This is a genomic window from Arthrobacter sp. NPDC080031, from assembly GCF_040702485.1.
GTDB lineage: Bacteria > Actinomycetota > Actinomycetes > Actinomycetales > Micrococcaceae > Arthrobacter.
This window is the reverse complement of sequence record NZ_JBFBLA010000021.1, coordinates 35,612-60,342: the sequence shown is the minus strand read 5'-3', so window position 1 is coordinate 60,342 and position 24,731 is coordinate 35,612. Positions and strand designations below refer to the sequence as shown.

Below are 24,731 nucleotides of genomic sequence, written 5' to 3'. Positions count from 1 at the left end.
GCGACAACTCTCTTGTGAAAGGGTTGTTGCAGATGTCTCGGAGGCCAACCCAACTAGCTCGCATTTAATGTCGCTTTGAGCCTTCAAAACGACATTAAATGCGACTCAGTTGGGCTAGCGCGGGGAGTCAGCCCCGGCTGCGCTTCCAGGCGCCCGGCCCCGGCATGGGGTCCATGCGCAGTTGCTGTCGGCGCAGCCAGTGCCGCGTGCTCGGTTTGGGCGTTTCGGCTTCCTCCGGCGAACCAAGGGAAGCGACGACGGCGGCAAGCGCCGCGAGCTCTTCGGGCGTCGGGTCTCCCTTGACCACCGAAAGCAAGGGCTCGGCCGGCGCCGCGTCCGCAGGGTCGGGAACGTTCTGTTCGAGGCTCACAGGGGGATGTTTCCGTGCTTCTTGGTGGGCAGGCTGGCGCGCTTGTCGCGAAGGGCACGGAGGCCCTTGATGATCTGGATGCGGGTCTCCGAAGGCACGATGACGGCGTCGACGTAGCCAAGCTCGGCTGCCTGGTAGGGGTTGAGGAGTTCTTCCTCGTACTGGCGGATGATCTCGGCACGCTTGCCTTCGACGTCGCCACCGGCCTCGGCGACGGCGGCAAGGTCGCGGCGGTACAGGATGTTGACGGCGCCTTGGGCGCCCATGACGCCGATCTGGGCCGTCGGCCAGGCCAGGTTGAGGTCGGCCCCAAGCTTCTTGGAACCCATCACGATGTACGCTCCGCCGTAGGCCTTGCGGGTGATGACCGTCAGCTTGGGCACAGTGGCTTCGGCGTAGGCGTAAAGCAGCTTGGCACCGCGGCGGATGATGCCCTGGAATTCCTGGTCCTTGCCGGGCAGGAAGCCGGGGACGTCCACCAAAGTGATGATGGGAACGTTGAAGGCATCGCAGTGGCGGACAAAGCGGGCGGCCTTTTCCGAAGCGGAGATGTCCAGGGTGCCGGCGAACTGCATCGGCTGGTTGGCCACGATCCCGACGGTGTGGCCTTCAACCCGGCCGTAGCCGATGATCACGTTGGGCGCGTAGAGCGACTGCATTTCGAGGAAATGGGCGTCATCCACGATCTGCTCGATGACCTTGCGCATGTCGTAGGGCTGATTGGCGGAGTCCGGGATGAGCGTGTCCAGGGCGAGGTCGTCGTCGTCGAGCTCCAGTTCCTGCTCGTGCTCCAGGACGGGGGCCTCGGACAGGTTGTTGGACGGCAGGAAGTCCAGGAGTTCGCGGACGAACTCGATCGCGTCGGCTTCGTCGCTGGCGAGGTATGTTGCAGTGCCTGTGGTGGCGTTGTGCTGGCGCGCGCCTCCGAGGGTTTCCATGTCCACGTCTTCGCCGGTGACGGTCTTGATGACGTCGGGGCCGGTGATGAACATGTGGGAGGTCTTGTCCACCATCACCACGTAGTCGGTGAGGGCGGGGGAGTAGGCGGCGCCGCCGGCGCACGGGCCCATGATGAGGGAAATCTGGGGGACGACGCCGGAAGAATGGACGTTGTTGCGGAAGATGTCGGCGAACATCGCCAGCGAGGCGACGCCTTCCTGAATGCGCGCGCCGCCGCCGTCGTTGATGCCCACCATCGGGCAGCCGTTGCGGAGGGCGAATTCCTGGACCTTGACGATCTTCTCGCCGTTGACCTGGCTCAGGGAGCCGCCGTAGACGCTGAATTCCTGGCTGTAGACCGCCACGAGGCGGCCGTCAACGGTGCCGTAGCCTGAGACGACGCCGTCGCCGAGTGGCTTCTTCTTCTCCATGCCGAACGCCGTGGAGCGGTGGACGGCCAAGGCGTCGAACTCCACGAAGGAGTCTTCGTCGAGGAGCATGTCGATGCGCTCGCGGGCGGTGTTCTTGCCGCGGGCATGCTGCTTCTCGATCGCTTCGGGGCCGGAAGGTTGTTCTGCACGGGCCTGGCGGTCGCGGAAGTCGGCAATCTTTCCCGCTGTCGTTGTCAGATCGTGGCTCATCAATGTCTCCGGCTCTGTAGCTGATTTACGCTGGCACTGCTTAGTTAGGCATGCGCTCTTAAGTAGCATCCGTACAAAGTGCGGGCCCTGTTGGCTAGTCTAATGACGCAAAAGCCACAGACCGCTGTAGAAACCCTACAATTTTCCGACTTCAAGTCGGGCATTGAACAATGTTACTCGCCAGTAACATAGTTGGGCTACAGTGTCCTCATGACCTCAAGCAACGACGCTTCTGCAAGCCCTGCCCTTCCCTACCAGGCGCGTGGATCACTGAAGGGCCGCACCATCCTCATGTCCGGCGGCAGCCGCGGCATCGGCCTGGCAATCGCCACCCGCGCGGCCCGCGACGGCGCCAACATCGTCATCATGGCCAAGACCGGAGAACCCCACCCCAAGCTGGAAGGAACCGTCTTCACAGCCGCCGAGCAGCTGGAAGCAGCCGGCGGACAGGCGCTACCGCTTGTGGGAGATGTCCGCAACGACGGCGACGTTGCCGCAGCGGTTGCCGCCGCCGTCGAACGCTTTGGCGGAATCGACGTCGTAATCAACAACGCCTCGGCGATAGATCTCTCCCGCACCGACGCAATTGACATGAAACGCTATGACCTCATGCAGGACATCAACGTCCGCGGCACCTTCCTGCTGTCCAAGCTCGCGCTTCCGGCCCTGCGGAGATCGAACAACGCGCACATCCTGACTCTTTCCCCGCCGTTGAACCTTGATCCGAAGTGGGCCGGCATGCATTTGGCCTACACCATGGCCAAGTACGGCATGAGCCTCACCACGCTGGGCCTGGCCGAAGAACTCAAGAACGACGGCGTGTCGGTCAACTCGCTGTGGCCCTGCACGGTGATCGACACTGCTGCCATCCGAAATATGCCCGGAGGGGCACAGATCGTCCAGGCCTCCAGGGGTCCGGAAATCATGGCCGATGCGGCCCACGCTGTCCTGACCGGGTCAAACCTGACCGCAGGCTCAGGCGGTTCGGCAAGTAATACAGGCAACTTCTACACGGACGAACAGGTGCTGCGGGCTGCGGGCGTTTCAGACTTCAGGCCCTACAGCCTGGGGGCGCCGGAGGAGAAGCTGGTGCCGGATATCTTCCTCTAAGCGGACAACTTCTTCCGGGACCAGCCTGGCTGGATAGGATTCTGTCTATGGATGTCGAACAGCCTGCCAGCAGCGAACCGCGTGCTCCGCGCTCGGGCCTGGACCGTGATGCCCTGCTTCATCCAGACTTCCTCGCGGCCGCCGGTATTTCGCAATTGAAGATCGTGGAGACCACCGGCTCCACGAACGCTGATCTGCTGCGCGCCGTCACCACCGAGCCCAAGGAATGGTCCGACCTCGCAGTCCTCACCGCCGAGCACCAGACGGCGGGTCGGGGCCGGCTCGACCGTCACTGGGAATCTCCCGCGCGTTCGGCGATTTCCGTTTCGATCGTCCTGCGTCCTGTCAATACCCAAGGCCTGCCCGTCCCGACCCAGAGCTACTCCTGGCTGTCCCTCCTAGGCGCGCTGGCCTTGCGCGAGACCCTCTTGGAAACCGCCGGCCTTCCTGCCGAGATCAAGTGGCCCAACGATGTCCTCGTCCGAGGCCGGAAGATTGCCGGCATCCTGGCCCAGATGGGACAGTTGGGACAGGTGAGTGACGGGTCGGTTCCTGCAGTGATCCTGGGCACCGGCCTCAACGTGACGCTCGCCGAGGATGAACTGCCTGTTCCCACTGCGACCTCACTCCTGCTTGAAGGTGCCACCACCACGGACCGCACTCTGCTTCTGCAGAACTATTTGTCCCGCTTCGCGGCGCTCTACCGCAGTTTCTGCAATGCCGACGGCGACCCTGCCGCGGGATTGGCCGGGGGCTCATCCCTGCACAAGCGGGTGGAAGCCGCCATGGTCACCTTGGGACGCGAAGTGAAGGCGCATCTGCCCGGCGACCACGAATTGGTGGGGCATGCGTCCAGGTTGGATGAATATGGTTCCCTCTTGGTGGTGGACCATGGCGGCCGCGAGCACGTCGTGACCGCCGGCGACGTCGTCCACCTGAGGACTACCGAAAGCGGTTATGCGTAAAGAGCTCCTGCGTGGGGAGCAAGTCATCGTGATCACGCGGCAGCAGCCCAGGATGCTCTTTGGTCCCGTCCTGGCATTCATCCTGGTCCCCGCTGCGGCCGCGTTCGCCTGTGCATGGATAGTAAAGGGCGGCCCCGGCAAGTTGCTTCCGGTCATCACGAGCGACTGGACCCAATGGTTGGTGGCCGCGTGCCTGGCGATAGTGGCGATTGTGCTGCTCGGCTACAGCCTGCCGCGATTCATCCGCTGGCGCGGCATACGGTACATCCTGACAAGCGGCCGGATAGTTGCCCGCTTCGGAATGCTTCGCCGGGGCGACTGGCAGGTTCCGCTGGCTGCGGTGCGCAGCGTGGGGATCGAACAATCGCTCCTCCAACGGATATTGCGCTCCGGGAATATATCCTTGGATACCGGGCACCCCGGCGCGGCCGTCCTCACCGACGTCCCGGAGGTCGGCAGGTTTCGAAGTTTCATCCTGGATGCCATGGCCGAGCTTCCGACGAATATCAGGTTCGGCCCCGGCGACGTGCCGGAGACCGGCGATTTTGACAGTTTTGCCGGACCAGGTGACTACCCTGGTGCCGCGTTGCCCTGGGATATGAGAGAAGGTGGAAGAGATGAGCGTTGACGAGCAGGAGCCTGAGTACATGGACCACGAGCCCGACGCCGTGCCCGAACCTTCCGTGGACCAGGCACCAACGGGGGTCCCCCCCGTCGTGTCCCCGCCAACCGGCGCCCTGTCGGCAGAACGGCTTGCCATCAAGGCTTTGGAAACAAGGCTGCTGGGCGGCGAACGCAAACTCCGGCGACGCGAAGTGGCGGCGGGCGCAGGCGTCTCGCTGCTGTCGGCCCGGAAACTATGGCGAGCGCTGGGTTTCCCCAACATCGGCGACCAGGACGTGGCATTCACAGAGCGCGACCTTGCCGCGCTTTCCACGATCCTTGACCTTGTCCGCGCAGGAAAGCTCACCGAGGAAGCTGCCATTTCCGTGACGCGCGCCATCGGGCAGATGACCGACCGCATGGTGGTGTGGCAAGTCGAGGCACTCATTGAAGACATGGTGGTGCAGCAAGGCATTCCCGACGCGGTTGCCCGCAAACAGTTGGTCAACGAACTGCCCAACCTCGTGGATGCCATGGAAGAGATCCTGCTGTACTCGTGGCGCCGCCAGATGAACGCCGGCGTGCAGCGCCTGGCCGTCCGTGCCGAAGCGGGCTTGCAGGCCAGCGAGGCCGGCCGCGAAGGCGACGAAGACGATGCCCCGTTGCCCTTGGCACGCGCCGTGGGCTTTGCCGACCTCGTCTCCTACACGAGCCTGTCACGCCGCATGAACGAGAAGACCCTAGCCCAGTTGGTCCAGCGCTTCGAGAACAAATGCGCGGAGATCATCTCCATCGGCGGTGGACGCCTCGTCAAGACTGTCGGCGACGAAGTCCTCTACATCGCCGAGACGCCGGCCGCCGGCGCTGAGATCTCCCTGGCACTCGCCCAGGCCTTCACGGAAGACGAAATCCTGCCGGAAGCCCGCGTGGCCATGGTCTGGGGGCGCATCCTTTCCCGTCTCGGCGATATCTACGGCCCCACCGTCAACCTTGCGGCCCGACTCACGGCCTTGGCTGAACCCGGCACGGTCCTCGTGGACGAGATGACGGCGGCAGCGCTCGGCCAGGACGATCGCTTCGTCCTGGTTCCGCAGGCCGCCGAGAACGTTCGTGGCTTCGGGGAAATCCTTCCTGTCCGGCTTGCCCGCGGCCTTGGCAAAGGACTGGTTCTCGACTGATGAATTCACCCTCCGCATCGACCGCCCCTGAGCCGGGATTCACGCTGAGCTATGGCTACGGGACGGACCGCGGACTCAGCCGGGAACTCAACGAAGATTCGTTCATTGCGGAGGATCCGGTCTTCGCAGTGGCCGACGGCATGGGCGGGCATGAGGCAGGCGAGATTGCCAGCGCCTTGTGCGTGCGTACTCTCGGCAGCCTGCCGCAATTGGCGTCGGGAGTCCGCTCGGCGACCGCTGTTGCCATGCAAGAGTGCATCTTCGCGGCCGACTTCCAGATCCGGAATGCCACAGGTGGCCGCGCCGGAACCACACTCACCGGCGTCGTCGTCGCTGAGCACATGGGCGTCCCGTATTGGCTGGTCATGAACATCGGCGATTCGCGGACGTATCGCTTGAGCGGGGGCGATTTCAGGCAGATCACCGTGGACCATTCGGAAGTCCAGGAACTCGTGGAGGCCGGAAGCATCACGCGTGACGAGGCCATGGTGCATCCGCGCCGCCATGTAGTGACCCGCGCCCTTGGAACCGGCGGCGCAAACGAGCCGGACTTCTGGTTGCTGCCCATCGAGGATGGGGACCGGATGCTGATCTGCTCGGACGGACTCACGGGGGAGCTGAACGACGAGCACATGTTCCGGATCCTGAGCACGGTGGAGAAGCCTCAGGACGCCGTGGACGCCCTCATCCAGGAGGCGTTGCTGAGCGGCGGACGGGACAACGTCACGGCGATCGTGGTGGATGCCAGACTCGGGTAATACGACGGCGAATGGGCCGGCGCACGCTCCTGCCGATGGGGTTTTTGGAGAACGGGATTTGCGACACGCCCGGACTATGTAGGAAGATTCCGGACAATACCACCCCAACTCCGGGCGGCCCGTGCCGTCCTGCAGAGGTAAACATGACCCAACGCTCCTCCGCGCGCTCTGGCGGCGCGAACCGTGCCGCTGTGCGACGCCCGTTCTCCGTTGCCCTCGCGGGCATTGCCATGGCTGTGGTGATGTGCGCTTTCCCGTTGCTTTCGGCCCACGCCGAGACCGTCATGGCTCCCGGCCAGGGACAAGTTTCGCCCACCTCCCCGGCCCCGGCCCCGGACCCGGCACCAACCGAGCCCACGCCGACACAGCCGAAAGTCGTGGAACCCGCTCCCTCCAAGCCGCCCGTCGTCGTGCCGGTTCAACCCGCCCCGGTGGCACCCGCGCCGGCCGCGCCTGTCGCCCCCGCCCAGGGCCCCGTGACTCAGGTGACGGTGGAACCGGAACCCGGCGTGGCGCCGTCGGAGGCTCCGGTGGCCTCCAGCCAGGCGACCCCGTCGGACAGCCCGACGACGAGCAGCGCCTCGCCGTCGGCGTCGTCCAATTGGAATACCCCCATCCAAGACGGGCTCAAGGCCACCCAGGCGGCCTCGGTGAGCGATGCCAAAGGGCCGGGTTCGGATATGTTCGCCGTGATCGCCATCATGGGCGGCGTGCTTTTGGTCGCGGCCGGCGGCATTGCCTTCGCTTTGTGGAGCCGCCACCACTTTACGCACTGATTCCTGCTCGTCCCTTCTTCCCGTCTTCCCGTCCCTTCTTCCCGTCCGGGGGCCCTATTTTGTCGCGGCTTTGCGGCAAGATAGGTACGTGAGCACAGCAGAGAGCGAAACCGCAGTTCCAACGGAAGCCGTACGGGAAGAGTACGAAAACCTCGCAGACCTCGTCCGCAAGTACCGCTACGCGTACTACCAGGAGGATGCGCCGACGGTTTCGGACGCCGAGTTCGATTCCCTCTACCGCCGCCTTGAGGAGCTCGAGGCCCTGCACCCGGAGCTCGTGTCCAACGATTCGCCCACGCAGGAAGTGGGCGGAGAGGTGTCGGCCGCTTTCGCCGCCGTCGAGCACCTTCAGAGGATGTACAGCCTGGAGGATGTCTTCACGCTGGACGAGTTGGAAGCGTGGGTCCGAAAGGCCGAGGCCTCGGTCGAAAGACTGGGCACAGCGGCTTCCCGCATTGCATGGCTGACGGAGCTTAAGATCGACGGCCTCGCCGTGAACCTGCTCTATCGCGACGGCAAGCTGGTCCGTGCCGCCACGCGCGGAGACGGCACCACGGGCGAGGACATCACCCACAACGTGCTCACCATCAAGGAGATCCCGCGCCAGCTCAGCGGCAGCGGATATCCGTCCGAGGTGGAAATCAGGGGCGAAGTCTTTATTCCGTCCAAGGCTTTCGCCGAATTCAACGAAGCGCTGATCGAGGCCGGCAAGGCGCCGTTGGCCAACCCCCGCAACGCCGCGGCCGGTTCCCTCCGCCAGAAGGACCCGGCGGAAACGGCCAAACGTCCATTGCGGATGTTCGTCCACGGCATCGGGGCGCGCGAAGGCCTGGATGCCACCAGCCAGTCGGAAACGTACAAGCTCCTGGAAGAATGGGGCTTGCCGGTCAGCCCGTACCTGAAGGTCCTGGACTCCTTCGAGGAGGTCCTGGACTTCATCAAGCACTTCGGTGAGCACCGGCACGACCTCCTGCACGAGATCGACGGCATCGTGGTCAAAATCGACGACTTCGCCACGCAGCGTGCCCTCGGCTACACCTCGCGGGTTCCTCGTTGGGCCGTTGCCTACAAGTACCCGCCGGAGGAAGTCCACACCAAGCTGCTGGACATCCAGGTCAACGTTGGCCGCACGGGCCGCGTCACCCCGTACGGGGTGATGGAACCGGTCAAGGTGGCCGGATCCACCGTGGAGATGGCCACCCTGCACAACCAGGATGTGGTCAAGGCCAAGGGCGTCATGATCGGCGACATCGTGGTGCTGCGGAAGGCCGGCGATGTCATTCCCGAGATCGTCGGGCCGGTATTGGCGCTGCGTGATCAACAGGATCCTCCCGTGCGTGAGTTCGTGATGCCCACGGAATGCCCGTCCTGCCACACGCCGCTGGCTCCGGCGAAGGAAGGCGACGTCGATATCCGCTGTCCCAACGCGAAGTCGTGCCCGTCCCAACTGCGCGAGCGTGTCTTCCACGTCGCGAGCAGGGGCGCCTTCGACATTGAAGCGTTGGGGTGGGAAGCAGCCATCGCCCTCACGCAGCCCGCCGAACCGGAAATTCCGCCCCTGCGCAGCGAGGCGGCGTTGTTCAGCCTCAGACCGGAGGACCTCGCCGACGTCCGCATCCGCCGTGAGAAGCGCTCCAAAGGCGTGGGCACGGGAACGTTCGAACTGGTGCCCTACTTCTATTCCAAGGCCACCGCCAAGACCCCTTCAAAACCCACGGCCACCACGGAGAAACTGTTCAAGGAACTCGAGAAAGCCAAGACGCAACCCCTCTGGCGCGTCCTCGTTGCCCTGTCCATCCGGCACGTCGGCCCCACTGCTTCCAGGGCGCTGGCTACGGCCCTGGGGAGCATGGACGCCATCCGGGCCGCCTCGGAGGAGGAACTGGCCAACGTTGACGGGGTGGGACCGACCATAGCCGCGGCACTCAAGGAATGGTTTGCCGTCGACTGGCACCAGGAAATCGTTGATAGCTGGGCCGCCGCCGGGGTGCGCATGGTTGACGAACGCGACGCAGGCGTCGAGCGGAACCTCGAAGGCCTCACCATCGTGGTGACGGGTTCGTTGCCCACGCTTAGCCGCGACGAAGCCAAGGAAGCCATCATCATCCGGGGCGGCAAGGCAGCCGGCTCGGTTTCCAAGAACACCAGTTACGTCGTGGCCGGAGAGAACGCAGGCTCCAAGCTGGACAAGGCTGAGCAGCTCGGCATCCGGGTGTTGGACGAGGATGGCTTCAAGGCATTGCTCGACGGCGTCCTGGAACCAGCCGGCGGCATCGCTCCGGATGATGAAGACGCCGCTGTTGCCAGGGCGGAAATGGAAGCCTCGTCGGACACGGACGCCGCCGAATGACGGCCGATGTCTTGGAGCTTCTCGCCGTCGCCCGCACGGCGGCCGCGGCAGGAGCGGAGGTGCTCGCAGCCAGGCCTGCCGGCCCCGACTCGGCCGGGAACCTCGGCGTCGTGAACAAGGGCGACGCCGGCGACTGGGTGACGGCCTTCGACGTCGCGGCGGAGAACGCTGTGCGGAGCGCCATCACGGCAGCCCGCCCGCACGACGCCATCACGGGCGAAGAGCACGGCACCACCCGGCCCGAGCACCCCAGTGGCTATCGATGGTCCATCGATCCGCTGGACGGCACCACCAACTTCATCCGTAATATCGTCTACTACGCCACGTCCGTGGCCGTTGCGGATGCCGACGGCGTCTGGCTGGCCGGCGTCGTCAACGCCCCCGCGCTGGGACGCATCTACTCGGCGGCACGCGGCCACGGAGCGTGGCTTGAAGAAAACGGGCAGCGCACCCAGCTGAGCGGACCGCTTTTGGGCCGCACCGGGCTGATCGTTGCCTCCGGGTTCAGCTACGATCCCGCCACGAGGGCCGAGCAGTTCGCCGGGCTCGGGAACCTCATGGAAGGCTTTGCCGACCTCCGCCGGTTGGGCTCTGCAGCGTTGGACCTGTGCCTTGTGGCCGATGGAACCTACGACGCCTTCGGAGAGCGGGGGCTCAACGAACACGACTACGCGGCAGGCGCCCTGATCGCCGAGGAAGCCGGATGCTGGGTCCGGCGCCCACGGCTGAGAAGCCCGCTGGACGGCGGCCCCACAGATGCGGACCGTTTGGAAGCGTGGACCTGCGCGGGAACCCTTGAGCTCTCGGGCAAGTTCCCGCTCTAGCCCCTGCGACGCCCGCTCGCTTATGTGGTGTTTCCCGCGGACGCCCCCTCACTTATGTTGGCTTTTTGGGCGACGGGGTCCGAGTCCCGTCAGGCGCCGGCATTGGCGAGCGGCCCCACCGCTGAGAACCGGTTCGCGGGGCGTTCCAAGCCGTAGTGTTCGCGCAGCGTGTCACCGCTGTACTCGCTGCGGAACAGCCCGCGTTCGCGCAGCACCGGCACCACCTGGTCAACAAAAGTCTCGAGACCCGACGGTAGAACGGCCGGCATGATGTTGAAGCCGTCGGCCGCGCCGTTTTCGAACCATAGCTGGATCGCATCGGCGACTTGCTCCGGCGTTCCGGCGAAGGTCAGGTGTCCTCGGCCGCCTCCCAGCCTGCCGATCAGTTGCCGTACCGTGAGTTTCTCGCGGCGGGCCAACTCCACAATGAGGGTATAGCGGCTCTTCGCTCCTTCGATCGAGTCCTCGTCCGGGAGATCCGCGGGAAGCTGCCGGTCCAGCGGCAGCTCCTCAGGATCCACCCGGAGGGTCCTGGCAAGCTCGGCCCTGGCGTATTCGGGCCGGATGAGCTCGTCCAATTCGCGTTCCAGGTAAAGGGCTTCGGCTTGGGTGGAGGCGATCACGGGGACAATTCCCGGCAGGATCTTGAGGCTCTCAGCTGACCGGCCGAGTGCGACGGTCCGGGCCTTGAGGTCAGCGTAGAACGCCTGTGCAGCTTCCAGGGTTTGCTGGGCGGTGAACACTGCCTCCGCGTACCTCGCCGCCAGGCCCTTGCCGTTCTCGGAGGAGCCCGCCTGGACAATCAGGGGATGGCCTTGGCGTGAGCGCGGCACATTGAGCGGCCCTTGGACCCGGAAATGCTTGCCCACATGATTGATGGGCCGGACCTTGGCCGAGTCTGCCCAGACGCCGCCCTCCTTGTCCGCGAGCACGGCGTCGTCCTCCCAGCTGTCCCAGAGCTTGGCGGCCACCTCCAGGAACTCGGCTGCCCGTTCGTAGCGGGTGGCATGGGCGGGCTGATCATCTATGCCGAAGTTGCGTGCAGCTTCCGGTCCGGCGGTGGTCACGACGTTCCAGCCGGCCCTGCCACCACTGACGAAGTCCACCGAGGCGAAGCGCCTGGCCAGGTTGAAGGGATCGTTGTACGTGGTGGACGCCGTGGCGATGAGGCCAATCTTTTCGGTCGCAGCCGCAATCGCGGTGAGCAGCACCGTCGGTTCCAGCTTCCCCGCGGGGCGGCGTCCGACGTCGCCGAAGATCACGGGGGAGTCGGCGAAGAAGATCGAGTCGAACGTGCCGCGCTCGGCGATTTGTGCGAGGTTTTGGTAGTGCCGGATGTCGGTGTTGGCGCGCGGGTTGCTTTCCGGCAGCCGCCACGAAGCTTCGTGGTGGCCGGTGCTCATGAGGAAGGCGTTGAGGTGGAGTGTGCGTTGCTGCGGGCTCATGGGGGTTCCTTTCGTTGGGTCCTGGCCGCCAATCAACCACGCGGCACCCGCCCTGCGCCAGCATCGCGAAACCTTCCCGCAACAGCAGGAAACCAGGCTTCACCGTCCGCAACCCGACTCAATCTGGCGCCATGCACAGCAATGTTTCAGGCGCCGCCGATGCTCGCTCGGTGTGTATGTGAGCGGGCGTTGGGGTGTGGGGGTGTGTATGTGAGCGGGCGTTGGGGGGTGATAGTTCGGTCACGGAAACGGCGCTTTGGCGCACCGGCCCCCGTGGACGCGACTACCATGGATCAGTGCATTCGCAGATTACTGTCCGTCCCGCCCTGCCCGAAGACTACGCCGCCGTAGCCCGTATCACGATGGCGTCGTACGTGACCGCTGGCTACTACGGCAGCCCGGATCACCCGTACCTGGAGAAGCTGCGCGATGTGGCCGGCCGCGCCCGGCACGCCGACGTTTTCGTCGCCGAGCGCGATAGCAGGGTCATCGGCTCCGTCACGTCAGCCAAGGCCGGAGGCGACTTTTCGGACATTGGCCTTCCGGACGAACTCGAAATGCGCACCTTGGTGGTTGACCCGGAGGTTCAGCGCTCCGGCGCGGGACGAGCCCTCGTTCAGGCGGTAGTCGACCAAGCCCGCTCGATGGATGGCATCAACGCCGTTTCGCTCACCACCGGCGCCACGTGGGAAAGCGCGAATGCCCTCTACGCCAAGACCGGATTCGAGAGGGAGCCCGAGCGCGACTGGTTCGTACCCGGGACCGACATAAAGCTGTTCGTTTACCGGCAGGATGTCCGCCAGCCATAAAGTTTCCTCGTAAACCCCGGTCATCGGGCCGGGTGCGGAAACTGAGAAAGGCGCGGCATGCGCAAGACATTCGGCACGGGTTCGGTCTGGGAACAGACCCTTGGATACTCCCGGGCGGTCCAGGTGGACAACACGCTCTTCATTTCGGCCACGGCGGCCAGTGGCCCCGATGGCATTGTGGGCAATGACTTCTACTCGCAGACCAAGTACATCCTCGAAAAGCTCGAAGCGGTCCTGGCTGACGCCGGGTTCTCTTACGAGGACGTCGTGCAGTCCAAGCTCTACCTGACCGACATCAGCAAGTGGGAAGACGCCGGACGTGCGCACGGCGAAGTCTTCGGCGAGATCGGTCCCACCCTTTCCCTGGTCCACGTCCTGCCGTTCCTCGACCCGGAAATGCTGGTCGAAATCGAACTGGTAGCCCAGAAGAGCGCCTAAGAACGATCAAGGGTTGGGCGCGAGCTGGCAGCAGATGCCCTCAGAAACGGCGGGGAGGGTCATTTGCTGCCAGTTCGCGCGGGGACGCCGTAGCGGTGTTCCGGGCGGCCCGTGGTGCCGTACCGCAGTTGGATCTCGACGGCGCCGTCGTCGCCCAGCGAGGACAGGTACCGTTGCGCCGTGGCGCGCGAGACGCCCACCCGTTCCGCCACTTCCGTGGCCGAGTATTGTTCCCCCGGCGCCAGGGACTCCAGCACTGACGCTTCGGTCGCCGAACGGGCCTTTCCCGACGGCGCCACGTCACCGGCGACGAGCGCCCGCCGTGGTCAGCATGGTCATGGCCGCGGCTGTCCTCACAGGTGTCCTCAACGGCACCGGCATGGTCAAGGAAATGTCCCGGTGGCTGGTCCACATCATCCCCGCCGAGGTGGGTCCGTTCATGGCCGTCATCACCGGCCTGCTCAGCATCCCGATGACGTTCTTCATGAGCAACGACGCCTTCTACTTCGGTGTCCTGCCGGTCCTGAGCGAAACCGCCGCGCACTACGGCATCAGCGGCGCAGAAATGGCCCGCGCCTCCATCGCCGGCCAGCCCTTCCACCTCCAGAGCCCCCTGGTCCCCGCGATCCTGCTCCTCGTCTCGCTGGCCGAGGTGGAACTGGGAGACCACCACAAGAAGGTCCTGTGGCGCACGGCGGTCATCTCCGTCGTCATGCTCGCAGTAGGCATGCTGACTGGAGCTATCGGCATCGGGTAGCAAAGCGATCACCCGCACCAAGCAACGCGGGGTCACTTACAGCCCATCCCGGACCTCCGGATGGACCGTAAGTGACCCCGCGTTGTTCGTCGTCCAACCAACGTAGACTAGTCCGGAAAACCATTTGAACTTTGCAGGGGAGATCCATGGCTGCGATCAACCGTGACGACGTCGCGCATCTTGCGCGTCTGGCTCACATTGAAATGAGTGCCGAAGAGCTGGACAGGATGGCCGGCGAGCTTGCCGTCATCGTGGACTCGGTGAAGTCCGTCAGCGAAGCCGCCGGGGACGATGTCCCGGCTACGTCCCACCCGATTCCGTTGAGCAACGTGTTCCGTGAGGACGTCGTGGGCCACACCTTCACGGCTGAGCAGGCGTTGTCCGGGGCTCCGGATTCCTTCGAGGGCCGCTTCAAGGTTCCGGCAATCCTGGATGAGGACTAAGCGAATGACTGAATTGAACAACTCCGAACTCATCCGCCTGTCCGCAGCACAGCTGGCCGCCAAGCTGGCCGCGCGCGAGGTCACGTCCGTCGAGGTCACCCAGGCATACCTGGACCGCATCGCGGATGTCGATGGGCAAGTCAACGCATTCCTGCACGTCAACGCTGAAGAAGCGCTCGCCGTCGCCGCCGAGGTGGACGCGATCCGCGCCGCCGGCGGTGCCGAAGCTGAAGCGCTGCACGAACTCGCCGGCGTACCCATCGCCGTCAAGGACCTCATCGTCACCATTGGCCAGCCCACCACGGCCGGTTCCAAGATCCTCGAGGGCTGGCACAGCCCCTATGACGCCACCGTCATCAAGAAGCTGCGCGCAGCGAAGATGCCTATCCTGGGCAAGACCAACCTGGACGAATTCGCCATGGGGTCCTCCACGGAACACTCGGCTTACGGCCCCACCCGCAACCCGTGGGACCTGGACCGCATTCCCGGCGGCTCCGGCGGTGGCTCCGCGGCCGCCGTCGCAGCTTTCGAAGCTCCCCTGGCCCTCGGCACGGACACCGGCGGGTCCATCCGTCAGCCAGGCGCCGTCACCGGAACTGTCGGCATGAAGCCCACCTACGGTGCGGTCTCGCGCTACGGCGCCATTGCCATGGCGTCTTCGCTGGACCAGATCGGCCCCGTTTCGCGGACCGTGCTGGACTCGGCCCTGCTGCAGGAAGTCATCGGTGGCCACGACCCCTTCGACTCCACTTCGCTGACGGACCCCTTCGACACCCTCGTTGCAGCAGCCAAGACGGGCAACGTCACGGGCATGAAGATCGGCATCATCAAGGAACTCCACGGCGAGGGCTACCAGGCCGGCGTCGAGAACCGTTTCAACGAGTCCCTTGAGCTGCTCAAGGAGGCCGGCGCGGAAATCGTCGAGGTTTCCTGCCCCAACTTCAAGTACGCGCTGGGCGCCTACTACCTGATCATGCCGTCCGAGGTTTCGAGCAACCTGGCCAAGTTCGACGGCGTGCGCTACGGTCTGCGGGTTCTGCCCGAGGACGGCCCCATGACAATCGAACGCGTCATGGCCGCTACCCGCGCCGCCGGTTTCGGCGATGAAGTCAAGCGCCGCATCATCCTGGGCACCTACGCCCTGAGCGCAGGCTACTACGACGCCTACTACGGTTCCGCGCAGAAGGTCCGCACGCTCATCCAACGCGACTTCGACGCCGCGTTCACGCAGGCCGATGTCCTGATTTCGCCGACGGCTCCCACCACGGCCTTCAAGCTGGGGGAGAAGCTCGACGATCCGTTGGCCATGTACCTCAACGACGTCGCCACCATCCCGGCGAACATGGCCGGTATCCCGGGCTTGTCCCTGCCGGGCGGCCTGGCCGACGAAGACGGCCTGCCCGTCGGCATTCAGCTGCTGGCGCCTGCCCGCGAGGACGCCCGACTGTACCGTGTGGGCGCTGTCCTTGAATCCTTGCTCGAAGAGAAGTGGGGCGGCCCCTTGCTGGACCGTGCGCCTGTTCTCGGTTCCAGCTCCACCATCGCCGGAGGTTCCAACTGATGTCTACCGACGCCATCCTCAGCTTCGAAGAGGCCATGGAAAAGTACGATCCCGTCCTTGGCTTCGAGGTCCACGTGGAGCTCAACACCAAGACCAAGATGTTCTCCTCCGCCCCGAACGTCTTCGGCGACGAGCCGAACACCAACGTCAACGAGGTCGATCTCGGCATGCCCGGCGTCCTGCCCGTGGTGAACAAGACCGCAGTGGAATCCTCCATCAAGATCGGCCTTGCCCTGAACTGCAAGATCGCCGAGTCGTGCCGCTTCGCCCGGAAGAACTACTTCTACCCGGACACACCGAAGAACTTCCAGACGTCCCAATACGACGAGCCCATCGCGTACGACGGCTACCTGGACATCGAACTCTCGGACGGCACGGTATTCCGCGTCGAGATCGAACGCGCACACATGGAAGAGGACGCCGGAAAGCTCACCCACATGGGTGGCGCCACGGGACGCATCCAGGGCGCCGACTACTCGCTCGTGGACTACAACCGCTCCGGTGTTCCGCTCGTGGAAATCGTCACCAAGCCGATCGAGGGCGCAGGCAGCCGGGCACCCGAGCTCGCCAAGGCCTACGTTGCCGCAGTGCGCGAAATCGTCAAGAACCTCGGCGTTTCCGACGCCAAGATGGAACGCGGCAACGTCCGTTGTGATGCGAACGTCTCCCTGCGCCCGCACGGCCGCGAACGTTTCGGCATCCGTTCCGAGACGAAGAACGTGAACTCGCTGCGCGCCGTCGAGCACGCCGTCCGTTACGAAATCCAGCGCCACGCCGCCGTTTTGGACTCCGGCGAGCCGGTCGTCCAGGAAACGCGCCACTGGCACGAGGACACGCGCACGACGACGTCGGGCCGGGCAAAGTCCGACGCCGACGACTACCGCTACTTCCCGGAGCCGGACCTCGTTCCGATCCTCGCGTCCCGTGAATGGGTCGAGGAACTGCGCGCCACGCTGCCCGAGCCGCCCGCGGCCCGCCGCAAGCGGCTCCAGGCCGACTGGGGCTATTCGGACCTCGAGTTCCGCGACGTCGTGAACGCCGGCGTCATGGACTCCATCGAGGAAACCATCGCCGCCGGTGCCAGCGCCTCTGTGGCACGTAAGTGGTGGATGGGCGAGATCGTCGGACGCGCCAAGACGGCCGACGTCGATCCCTCCGAACTCGGCGTCACGCCGGAAACCATCGTGGAGCTCAACAAGCTCGTCGAGGGCGGCAAGATCAACAACAAGATGGCTTCCCAGGTGCTCGACGGCGTCCTCGCCGGCGAGGGCACCCCGGCGGAGATCGTCGAGAAGCGCGGCCTCGCCGTTGTGTCCGACGACGGCCCCCTGTTGGAAGCGATCGACGCCGCACTTGCGGCCCAGCCCGACGTCGCGGAGAAGATCCGCGGCGGCAAGCTTCAGGCCATCGGTGCGATCGTCGGCGGAGTCATGAAGGCTACCCGCGGGCAGGCCGACGCCGGCCGTGTCAGGGAGCTGATCCTGGAGAGGCTCGGCGTCGAAGGCTAGTCCCCGCCGCCACCCTACCCTGCCCCAACTAGGTCGCAGTTGTTGTCGTTATGAGCCGTCAGAACGACAACAACTGCCGGGCCCACGCCGCCCGGGTTCCCTGGCCGAGCGAAGCGAGGTTAGGGAGGCGGTGGGGACTGGTTGTGTCTGGATCCACAGCCGCTACACAGCTTCAAGGATCATGATGGAGTCATCAGTTCTTTGCTGCCCGCCCCTTACCGGCTCGGGGAGGAGCGGAGGAAGGATTCGGCCATGTCCACGATGACTCCGGGGCTTCGCAAGGCCCTCATCGCCGGCGGTATCGCCGTCGTGCTGAGCGGCGGTGGTGTGGCTGCAGTCTGGGCTGCGGGCCAGATCATCCCCTCGTACGTAGAGGCTGCGACGCCCACAAGCACGGCATCGCCGGCCACTCCGCCGCCCGGGGCTACCTCGCCGGCTACCCCGTCGCCCGGCAAGGGCCGGCCGTTCCCGGTACTTCCCCGCGGCCTCGCAGGCCCGGGGATCCACGGTGAGTTCACGGTCAAGAACAGCGACGGCAGCTACACGACCCTGGTGACGCAGCGGGGCACTGTGCAGTCCGTCAGCGATTCGAGCATTTCGGTGAAGAGCGATGACGGATTCACGCAGAGTTACGCGATCACCCCGTCTACCACCATCGTCAAGCTCCCCGCCTCCGGAACCGGCATGCAAGGCCGGCGGCCATCGCCCCAAACCATCAAGGCCACCGACCTGAAGGCGGGGGACACCGTCGCAGTCTCCGGTACGAAGAGCGGCACCACGGTCACGGCCACGCGCATTATCGGGGGTACCCTGCCCACGGCGCCCAATGATGGCGGACGGCGGCTGGGCTATGGGGGCGTTTCTTCCTGACCCGGCGCCCGGTCGTCTGGCTATGATGCTACTACCGCCGAACCACGCCCGTGGTTCGGCGGCTTAGCCAAGAAGGAGACGAATGCGCCCCACGATCAAGTCCGTGGCGGCGGCAGCCGGGGTTTCGACGGCGACTGTGTCCTACGTGCTCTCAGGCAGGAGCGGCAAAGACGGCAGCAGGAGCGGGTCCGGCGTGGCCCCCGCTACCGTGCTGCGGGTTCAAGAGGCTGCCCTTGCCCTCGGATATCGCCCCAACCAATCGGCCAGGGCGATCCGCACCGGACGAACGAACCTGCTCATGTTGTCGCTGACCATGATCTCGGATCCATGGGCACTGGATGTGAGCCGCGCCGTCGGTGCGGCTGCTGCCCAACGCGGCATTACGCCCATGATCCTGGCCGATACCGACTGGCGGGTCGCCCTGAAACGGCAAAACGCAGACGTTACCTTCATCGACGGCGCCGAAGAGCCCGGGGATGCCGAACTGCTGGCGCAGGCGGCGAGATTGCAGCGCTTGGTGGTTTTCAGCGACACCATGGAACCTGAGGGATTCGACGTCGTGCGGCCCTTGGCCGGTTCGTCTTGCGAACAGGCGGTGGATCACCTCACCGGGCGGCACCGCCGGGTAGCTTGCCTGATCTCCTCAAGGCATTCGGTGAGCACCATGGACATCCGGTTGGGCGCCTACACCCGTGGCCTGGCCAAGGCTGGTTTGGATTACCGGGACGACTACGTCGAGACGTATGACCGCGACGAACTCAGCGCCTTCGATGCAGCGCTGCGACTCCTGCAGCGGGCCGACCGGCCGACGGCGATCTATGCGACCACCGACTTCGCCGCGATCGCAGCCATCCACGCGGCCCAACGGCTGCAACTCCGCATTCCCGAGGACATCGAAGTCCTCGGTATCGGCAACACCACTGAAGGCGAGCGCATGACGCCGTCGTTGACCACCGTCGGTCCCGAGGGCTTTTTCGATGGACTGGCCGCATTTTTGCTCGATCGCGCAGAGAATCCCGATGAACCGGCGAGCGTCCTGGAATTCCCGTGGAAGCTCATCGTGAGGGAATCAGCGCCCTCGGTGTGAACCACGCCGCCCGAATGTGAACCTGACCCTATTCCCGCGGCGTGCCAAGGCGCGTGCCCGATGATCATCCCACCCGCTCTCCATGCACTTTGATGACGTTTTCCACCCATAAAAGTTAAAGAAAGATCATTCCGCATCTTGCCTTTAAACGATTAACATGATGTGATCAACTGCACAACACCAGTTGGGTTGGCTGTTCGCCGAATGCGGGCCCGCCCCGAAGGACCGTCGGTCTTCTGACCAAGACATCGGAGAATTCTTATGAACCACAACGTGACCCGCAGGTCATTCCTTTCCTTTGCGGCTGCCGGTGCCGCCGTCGTTTCGCTCGCCGCCTGCGGCGGGAACAGTGCCGCCGGGGGTAGCGCAGCCAAGGCCGCCTACGCTGCTCCCGCCAAGGACCTGAGCGCCGAGCTGAGTTACGCCATCTGGGACGCGGCGCAAAAGCCCGCGATGCAGAAGATCGTGGCCGAGTTCAACAAGCAATACCCGAACATCAAAGTCACCATCGACGTCACGCCGTCGAAGGGCTCGGCCTACTGGACGAAGATCCAAACCCAGGCAAGCAGCAACACCCTGCCGGACGTTTTCTGGATGAATGGCCCGCACATCAAGCTTTACGCGCAAAACAACCAGCTGATGCCCTTGGACGGCCTGGTGTCCGGCAAGGCAGTGGATACGGCCAATTACCCCAAGGCGTTGGTCGATCTGTACACCATCAACGGGGCGTTCTACGGGGTACCCAAGGACTTCGACACCAGCGCGCTTTTCTACAACAAAGCCCTCTTCAAGGAAGCCGGCGTGTCCGAGCCGACGTCCAACTGGACGTGGGACGACGTGAAATCCGCCGGCGCCAAGTTGTCCAAGTTCTATCAGGGCAAGGGCGTCTACGGGTATGCCGGTGACCTCACCGGCGGCCAGACCAGCTACTACAACACGATGATCGAAGCCGGCGGGACCATCATCTCAACTGATGGCAAGAAGTCCGGATACGATTCCGCAGGCTCAATCGCGGGCCTCCAGTTCTGGCGCGACCTGATCGAATCCGGCGTATCTCCCTCGATGCAGCAATTGACGGACACCGCATCGAGCGACATGTTCACGTCCAGGAAATTGGCCATGACCATGGATGGATCCTGGACAGTCGGTCCGGCCCAGAAAGCCCTTGGTGACGATCTGGGCATTGCCAGCCTCCCGAAGGGGCCGAAGAGCAACCAGAGCGTGATCCACGGCCTTGCCAACGTCATTCCCGCCAATGCGAAGAACCCGGCCGCTGCGCAGGCGTTCGTGGCCTTCCTGGGAACCCAGGATGCCGCCAGGATCCAGGCTGAAACCGGAACAGTCATCCCGGCCTTCAACGGCACGCAGGATGCCTGGGTCAAGTCTGTTCCCTCGGTTGACCTCAGTGTCTTCCTTGAGCTGGCCAAGGATGCTTCGCCCTACCCGGCGTCGGCAAACACGTCCGCCTGGAACGAACTTGAGAACACCTTGCTGCCGCAGGCGTTCGCCGGCACCAAGCCGGTTGCCGACGTCGCCAAGGACCTTGCCAGCCAGATGAATGCCGCGCTGGCCAAAGAATCATGAAAGCCCAGACCCTGACGCCGGCCTCCAAAAGCAGCCGGGCCGCCCAAGCAACAGGGGGTCACCGCAGAGGAAAATCGAAGTCGGATGGCTGGTGGCCATGGTTGTTCGTGGTGCCTACCGTTGCGGGCATCGGCGTTTTCTACCTTTGGCCGATCGTCCAGACGTTCTACTACAGCTTCACCAAGTGGGGCGTCTTCGGCGGAACCAAGTTCATCGGCCTGGACAACTACGTACGGATGTTCGCGGATTCCACTATTCCGCAGTCGATCCTCAATACGTTGATCTACACGGTTGTCGTGCTCCTGGGGATTCCCATCGCGGTCATTCTCGCGTCCTTGATCGAGCGGCCCGGCCTGCGCTTCGCAGCCCTGTACCGGACGCTGTACTTCATTCCCTACATCACCATGCCGGCCGCCGTCGGGATCGTGTGGAGGCTGATCTACAACGGTGACTTCGGACCCATCAACTGGTTCTTGGGCTTGTTCGGGATCCAGGGCCCCTACTGGACATCCACGCCGGGGTTCGCACTGCTCGCCGTGGCTACCGTGGGGCTTTGGATGTCGCTTGGATTCAACCTCATCATCATCAGCGCGGGACTGCGCGAGATCCCGCGGGAGCTCTTCGAAGCCGCGGAAATGGACGGGGCCAGCCGGGTCCGCCAATTCTTCAGCATTACCGTTCCGTTGTTGACGCCCAGCATCTTCTTCGTCACGATCGTCACCGTGATCAGCGGCTTCCAGTTGTTCGATCTCCTGTACGTGATGATGGGCAAAGCCAACCTGGCGATGCCGCAGACGCAAAGCCTCGTGTACATCTTCTACAACCAGGCCTTCCTGCAGAACGACAAGGGCTATGCCGCAGCCATCGGCATCCTGATCCTGGTCATCATCGCTCTTCTGACCGCTTTCCAGTTCCGTATCCAGAAGAGGTGGGTCAACTATGTCTGAATCGATGCTTTCAACAAAGAGCGGCGTCGAATCGCGACTGAGCGGAGCGGCTGAAACCAGCCCGTCTCAAGCAGGAGGCAAACCCGCGGAACCCGGGGGCCGCGACGGCAAGAGCCACAGCACCAAGGGCACCAAACGCCACAGCACCAAAGGTGGCAAGCAGGGCTCGAACGTCCTGGCTCACTGTGTACTGGCCATTGGCGGCTTGGCCATGATCTCGCCGCTCCTGTACCAGATCGTCATGTCGCTTTCGACGAACGCCGAAGTCCAAAGCACGCCGCCCACACTGTGGCCCGGCGTCGTCCAATGGCATAATTTCGCGGACGTCTTCACCTCCATGAATTTCGGTTCACAGCTCTGGGTGACGGTGGCAATCACTGTGGTCAGGGTGATCGGCCAGGTGCTCCTCTGTTCGATGGCGGGCTACGCCTTCGCGCGGATGCGGTTCCGGTTCAAAGGGCCCATCCTGGCCATTGTCTTGTCGATCATCATGGTGCCGTCGCAATTGTTCCTGATCCCGCAGTACCAGATCATCCAAAACCTGGGTTGGCTGAACAGCATCGCCGGCATCGTGGCTCCGGGCATCTTCAGCGCCTTCGGCCTGTTCCTGATGCGCCAGTTCTTCATGGGGCTGCCGGACGAACTCGAAGACGCGGCACGGCTCGACGGTGCCAATCCATTCCAGATCTTCTTCCGGGTCATGCTGCCGCTCGCGGCAAACGGCCTGTGGGCACTGGTCATCATTACCGTGCTGTGGTCCTGGAATGACCTCCTGTGGCCCTTGGTGGTGACGTCGACGGCGAACGCCGCGCCGTTGAGCGTCGGGCTTTCCAATCTCCAGGGTGAGCACGCCAACAATTACCCGATCCTCATGGCGGCATCCTTGATGGCCATGGCGCCGATCCTGATCATGTTCCTGCTCATGCAGAAACGTGTCATGGCAGGCATCGGCCGCTCCGGACTCAAGTAGAGACCCAGTTAGAGCCCTACGTAGAGACCACGTAGAGCCCCATGCAGAGACCCAATCAGGAAGGATCGCGGCCTTGACGGAACAGAATCAGGTCCCACAGGACGGCTGGTCGTTCGTGCTGGTGGACTCCTTGGAAAAGGTCTACCCGGACGCTCCACCACGGCCTTTCGACAGGACCATCCCGATGTCCGTTTTTCCCGGCGAGACCGCGTCGGTCCAGGTGGCCCTCAGGCCGCCCATGAAACACGATTTTCGGCTGTCGGGGCCGTTGGAAGTTGCAATCGATGGTCCGGCGGCAGCGTTTTCCTCCATTTCGCAGGTTGAGCTGGTGCCTTGTTCCTTGGCGGCATTCCCGCAGCATGATGGCGGCTATGACCGGGACACTCCCGGTTTGTATCCCGACCTTTTGCGGCCAGCCCCGGACGGGCTGATCAAGCCCCTCTATGGGCAATGGACGGCTGCATGGATCGACCTCGTGGTGCCCTCCGTGGAGCACTGGGGCGATCACGAACTCGGGATCTCGGTGCGGGACATGGGAGGGAACACGCTCTTCAGCACCCAGATCGACGTCACGGTCCTCGGGACTAAAGCCCCGGAATTGGAGATCGTGAACGCGCACTGGTTCCACTGCGACGGCTTGGCGAGCCATTACGGCGTCGGCGTCTTCAGCGAGGAGCATTGGTCGATCATCGATGCCTTCATGGGGTCTGCGGCACGGATGGGAGCCAACTCGCTCCTGACGCCGACGTGGACTCCTCCGCTGGACACAGCCGTCGGGGGAACACGGCTGCCCACCCAGCTGATTGGGATCCGCGAAGACTCCGGCTACCACTTTGATTTCAGCAAGCTGCTGCGCTGGCTGGGCCTTTGCGCCAAACACGGCATCCAGTACGTGGAAATCGCCCACTTGTTTACGCAATGGGGTGCCAAGGCGACGCCGGCGATCTATGTCGAGACCACGCAAGGCCTGGAACGGCGCTTTGGCTGGGACGTGTCGTCGACGTCGCCGTCCTACCGGGAGCTCATGGCCGGGCTGCTGCCGGCCTTGCGTTCATTCCTCGCGGAGCATTGGTCCCTTGACCGGGTCATATTCCACATTTCCGATGAACCCGAGGGGGCCGAAGCCCTGGCGGGGTACCAGCAGGCAAAGGACGTCGTCGCGGATCTCCTGGATGGTCTGACGGTGGTTGACGCCCTGAGCGACTTTGAGTTCTACAGCAGCGGAGCTGTGCCGAAACCGGTTGTGGCAAGCGATGCCGTGGCACCGTTCCTGGCGGCCGGGGTGAAGGACTTGTGGGTCTATTACTGCGTCGGGCAGGACACCGGCGTTGCCAACCGGTTCATTTCCATGCCTTCAGTGCGAAACCGGGTGTTGGGCCACCAGCTCTTCGCTCTGGGATGTGCCGGCTTCCTGCATTGGGGATTCAACTTCTACAACACAGCCCACTCGCTGGCGCCCGTCGACCCGTTCAAGGACACCTGTGCCGGAGGGGCTTTTCCTGGCGGCGACGCCTTCATGGTCTACCCGGGACCGGATGGGGTGCCGTGGGAGTCGATCCGTTACAAGGTGTTCGCCCAGGCCATGTGGGACCACCGGGCACTCTCGCTCCTGGCCGCGCTGGCCGGCCGCGAGGAGGTGCTGGCGCTCATCGATTCGAACGGCTCGGGCGGGAGCCTCGCCATGGACAGCTTCAGCTACGACCCCCTCCATTACCGAAGGGTCCGCGAGCTGGTCAACCAGGGAATCGCGCAGCGCGTGGGTCAAACGCGCCGGCGCATCAACTCATCTAGTTAGGAA

At 64.1% G+C, this 24,731-nt stretch carries 22 protein-coding genes and 2 pseudogenes; 20 read left to right on the top strand and 4 right to left on the bottom strand.

The features are described 5' to 3' along the window. Positions 1–127: 127 nt before the first annotated feature. Positions 128–370 (bottom strand): acyl-CoA carboxylase epsilon subunit, encoded by a 243-nt coding sequence (locus AB0323_RS17300; protein WP_366178412.1) that lies wholly within the window; start codon positions 368–370, stop codon positions 128–130. Continuing rightward, positions 367–1,950 (bottom strand): acyl-CoA carboxylase subunit beta, encoded by a 1,584-nt coding sequence (locus AB0323_RS17295; RefSeq protein ID WP_284980961.1) that lies wholly within the window; start codon positions 1,948–1,950, stop codon positions 367–369. Before AB0323_RS17295 ends, AB0323_RS17300 begins: the two co-directional genes overlap by 4 nt. Before the next feature lie 210 nt (positions 1,951–2,160). Between AB0323_RS17295 and AB0323_RS17290 the strand changes: the two genes are divergently transcribed. From AB0323_RS17290 to AB0323_RS17255, 8 genes are all read left to right on the top strand, one after another. Next, on the top strand, positions 2,161–3,060 hold the full coding sequence (locus AB0323_RS17290; RefSeq protein WP_366178411.1) for an NAD(P)-dependent oxidoreductase: 900 nt from the start codon (positions 2,161–2,163) through the stop codon (positions 3,058–3,060). 47 nt (positions 3,061–3,107) lie between these two features. Beyond that, positions 3,108–4,025 carry a biotin--[acetyl-CoA-carboxylase] ligase gene (locus tag AB0323_RS17285; protein ID WP_366178410.1) on the top strand — a complete coding sequence of 306 codons (918 nt, stop codon included), beginning with the start codon at positions 3,108–3,110 and terminating at the stop codon, positions 4,023–4,025. Then, positions 4,018–4,653, top strand: a complete 636-nt coding sequence (locus AB0323_RS17280; RefSeq protein ID WP_366178409.1) for a PH domain-containing protein — start codon at positions 4,018–4,020, stop codon at positions 4,651–4,653. Before AB0323_RS17285 ends, AB0323_RS17280 begins: the two co-directional genes overlap by 8 nt. Beyond that, entirely contained in the window at positions 4,643–5,806 is a 1,164-nt protein-coding gene (locus AB0323_RS17275) for an adenylate/guanylate cyclase domain-containing protein (protein WP_366178408.1), read from the top strand. Before AB0323_RS17280 ends, AB0323_RS17275 begins: the two co-directional genes overlap by 11 nt. Next, complete coding sequence (locus tag AB0323_RS17270) at positions 5,806–6,564, top strand: protein phosphatase 2C domain-containing protein (protein WP_366178407.1); 759 nt, start codon at positions 5,806–5,808, stop codon at positions 6,562–6,564. The genes AB0323_RS17275 and AB0323_RS17270 overlap by 1 nt, the downstream gene beginning before the upstream one ends. A gap of 143 nt (positions 6,565–6,707) precedes the next feature. Beyond that, positions 6,708–7,340 (top strand): hypothetical protein, encoded by a 633-nt coding sequence (locus AB0323_RS17265; protein WP_366178406.1) that lies wholly within the window; start codon positions 6,708–6,710, stop codon positions 7,338–7,340. 70 nt (positions 7,341–7,410) lie between these two features. Then, positions 7,411–9,690 carry an NAD-dependent DNA ligase LigA gene (ligA, locus tag AB0323_RS17260; protein WP_366178405.1) on the top strand — a complete coding sequence of 760 codons (2,280 nt, stop codon included), beginning with the start codon at positions 7,411–7,413 and terminating at the stop codon, positions 9,688–9,690. Then, on the top strand, positions 9,687–10,514 hold the full coding sequence (locus tag AB0323_RS17255; protein ID WP_366178404.1) for an inositol monophosphatase family protein: 828 nt from the start codon (positions 9,687–9,689) through the stop codon (positions 10,512–10,514). The genes ligA and AB0323_RS17255 overlap by 4 nt, the downstream gene beginning before the upstream one ends. Positions 10,515–10,603: 89 nt before the next feature. On the opposite strand, the gene AB0323_RS17250 is transcribed toward AB0323_RS17255, so the two are convergent. Next, positions 10,604–11,959 carry an LLM class flavin-dependent oxidoreductase gene (locus AB0323_RS17250; protein ID WP_366178403.1) on the bottom strand — a complete coding sequence of 452 codons (1,356 nt, stop codon included), beginning with the start codon at positions 11,957–11,959 and terminating at the stop codon, positions 10,604–10,606. A gap of 296 nt (positions 11,960–12,255) precedes the next feature. Here AB0323_RS17250 and AB0323_RS17245 point away from each other — a divergent pair, with 296 nt between their 5' ends. Together AB0323_RS17245 and AB0323_RS17240 are read left to right on the top strand one after the other, a co-directional pair. Further along, entirely contained in the window at positions 12,256–12,768 is a 513-nt protein-coding gene (locus AB0323_RS17245; protein ID WP_366178402.1) for a GNAT family N-acetyltransferase, read from the top strand. Between the two features lie 57 nt (positions 12,769–12,825). Beyond that, positions 12,826–13,206, top strand: coding sequence for a RidA family protein (locus tag AB0323_RS17240; protein WP_366178401.1), 381 nt, complete (start codon positions 12,826–12,828; stop codon positions 13,204–13,206). Between the two features lie 59 nt (positions 13,207–13,265). Here the strand turns inward: AB0323_RS17240 and AB0323_RS17235 are convergent. Continuing rightward, a pseudogene (locus AB0323_RS17235) lies at positions 13,266–13,529 on the bottom strand (helix-turn-helix domain-containing protein); the annotation flags it as partial. Between AB0323_RS17235 and AB0323_RS17230 the strand changes: the two are divergent. The 10 genes and pseudogenes from AB0323_RS17230 to AB0323_RS17185 all read left to right on the top strand — a co-directional run. After that, positions 13,526–13,963 (top strand): annotated as a pseudogene (locus AB0323_RS17230) (SLC13 family permease); the annotation flags it as partial. The pseudogenes AB0323_RS17235 and AB0323_RS17230 sit on opposite strands and share 4 nt — an antisense overlap. A 146-nt stretch (positions 13,964–14,109) precedes the next feature. Continuing rightward, positions 14,110–14,406 (top strand): Asp-tRNA(Asn)/Glu-tRNA(Gln) amidotransferase subunit GatC, encoded by a 297-nt coding sequence (gene gatC, locus AB0323_RS17225; protein WP_078105822.1) that lies wholly within the window; start codon positions 14,110–14,112, stop codon positions 14,404–14,406. A 4-nt stretch (positions 14,407–14,410) separates the two neighbouring features. Next, the gene (gene gatA, locus AB0323_RS17220; RefSeq protein ID WP_366178400.1) at positions 14,411–15,967 is read left to right on the top strand and encodes an Asp-tRNA(Asn)/Glu-tRNA(Gln) amidotransferase subunit GatA; all 1,557 of its coding nucleotides are present in this window, start codon (positions 14,411–14,413) and stop codon (positions 15,965–15,967) included. Then, positions 15,967–17,475, top strand: coding sequence for an Asp-tRNA(Asn)/Glu-tRNA(Gln) amidotransferase subunit GatB (gene gatB / locus AB0323_RS17215; protein WP_364532183.1), 1,509 nt, complete (start codon positions 15,967–15,969; stop codon positions 17,473–17,475). The genes gatA and gatB overlap by 1 nt, the downstream gene beginning before the upstream one ends. Positions 17,476–17,727: 252 nt before the next feature. Beyond that, positions 17,728–18,345, top strand: coding sequence for a DUF5666 domain-containing protein (locus tag AB0323_RS17210; RefSeq protein ID WP_366178399.1), 618 nt, complete (start codon positions 17,728–17,730; stop codon positions 18,343–18,345). A gap of 82 nt (positions 18,346–18,427) precedes the next feature. Beyond that, positions 18,428–19,432, top strand: a complete 1,005-nt coding sequence (locus AB0323_RS17205) for a LacI family DNA-binding transcriptional regulator (RefSeq protein WP_366178398.1) — start codon at positions 18,428–18,430, stop codon at positions 19,430–19,432. Between the two features lie 261 nt (positions 19,433–19,693). Beyond that, complete coding sequence (locus tag AB0323_RS17200; RefSeq protein WP_366178397.1) at positions 19,694–21,016, top strand: extracellular solute-binding protein; 1,323 nt, start codon at positions 19,694–19,696, stop codon at positions 21,014–21,016. Further along, positions 21,013–21,963, top strand: coding sequence for a sugar ABC transporter permease (locus tag AB0323_RS17195; protein ID WP_366178396.1), 951 nt, complete (start codon positions 21,013–21,015; stop codon positions 21,961–21,963). The genes AB0323_RS17200 and AB0323_RS17195 overlap by 4 nt, the downstream gene beginning before the upstream one ends. Then, positions 21,956–22,933 (top strand): carbohydrate ABC transporter permease, encoded by a 978-nt coding sequence (locus AB0323_RS17190; protein WP_366178395.1) that lies wholly within the window; start codon positions 21,956–21,958, stop codon positions 22,931–22,933. Before AB0323_RS17195 ends, AB0323_RS17190 begins: the two co-directional genes overlap by 8 nt. 73 nt (positions 22,934–23,006) lie before the next feature. Next, complete coding sequence (locus tag AB0323_RS17185) at positions 23,007–24,728, top strand: DUF4091 domain-containing protein (RefSeq protein WP_366178394.1); 1,722 nt, start codon at positions 23,007–23,009, stop codon at positions 24,726–24,728. Positions 24,729–24,731 lie beyond the last annotated feature (3 nt).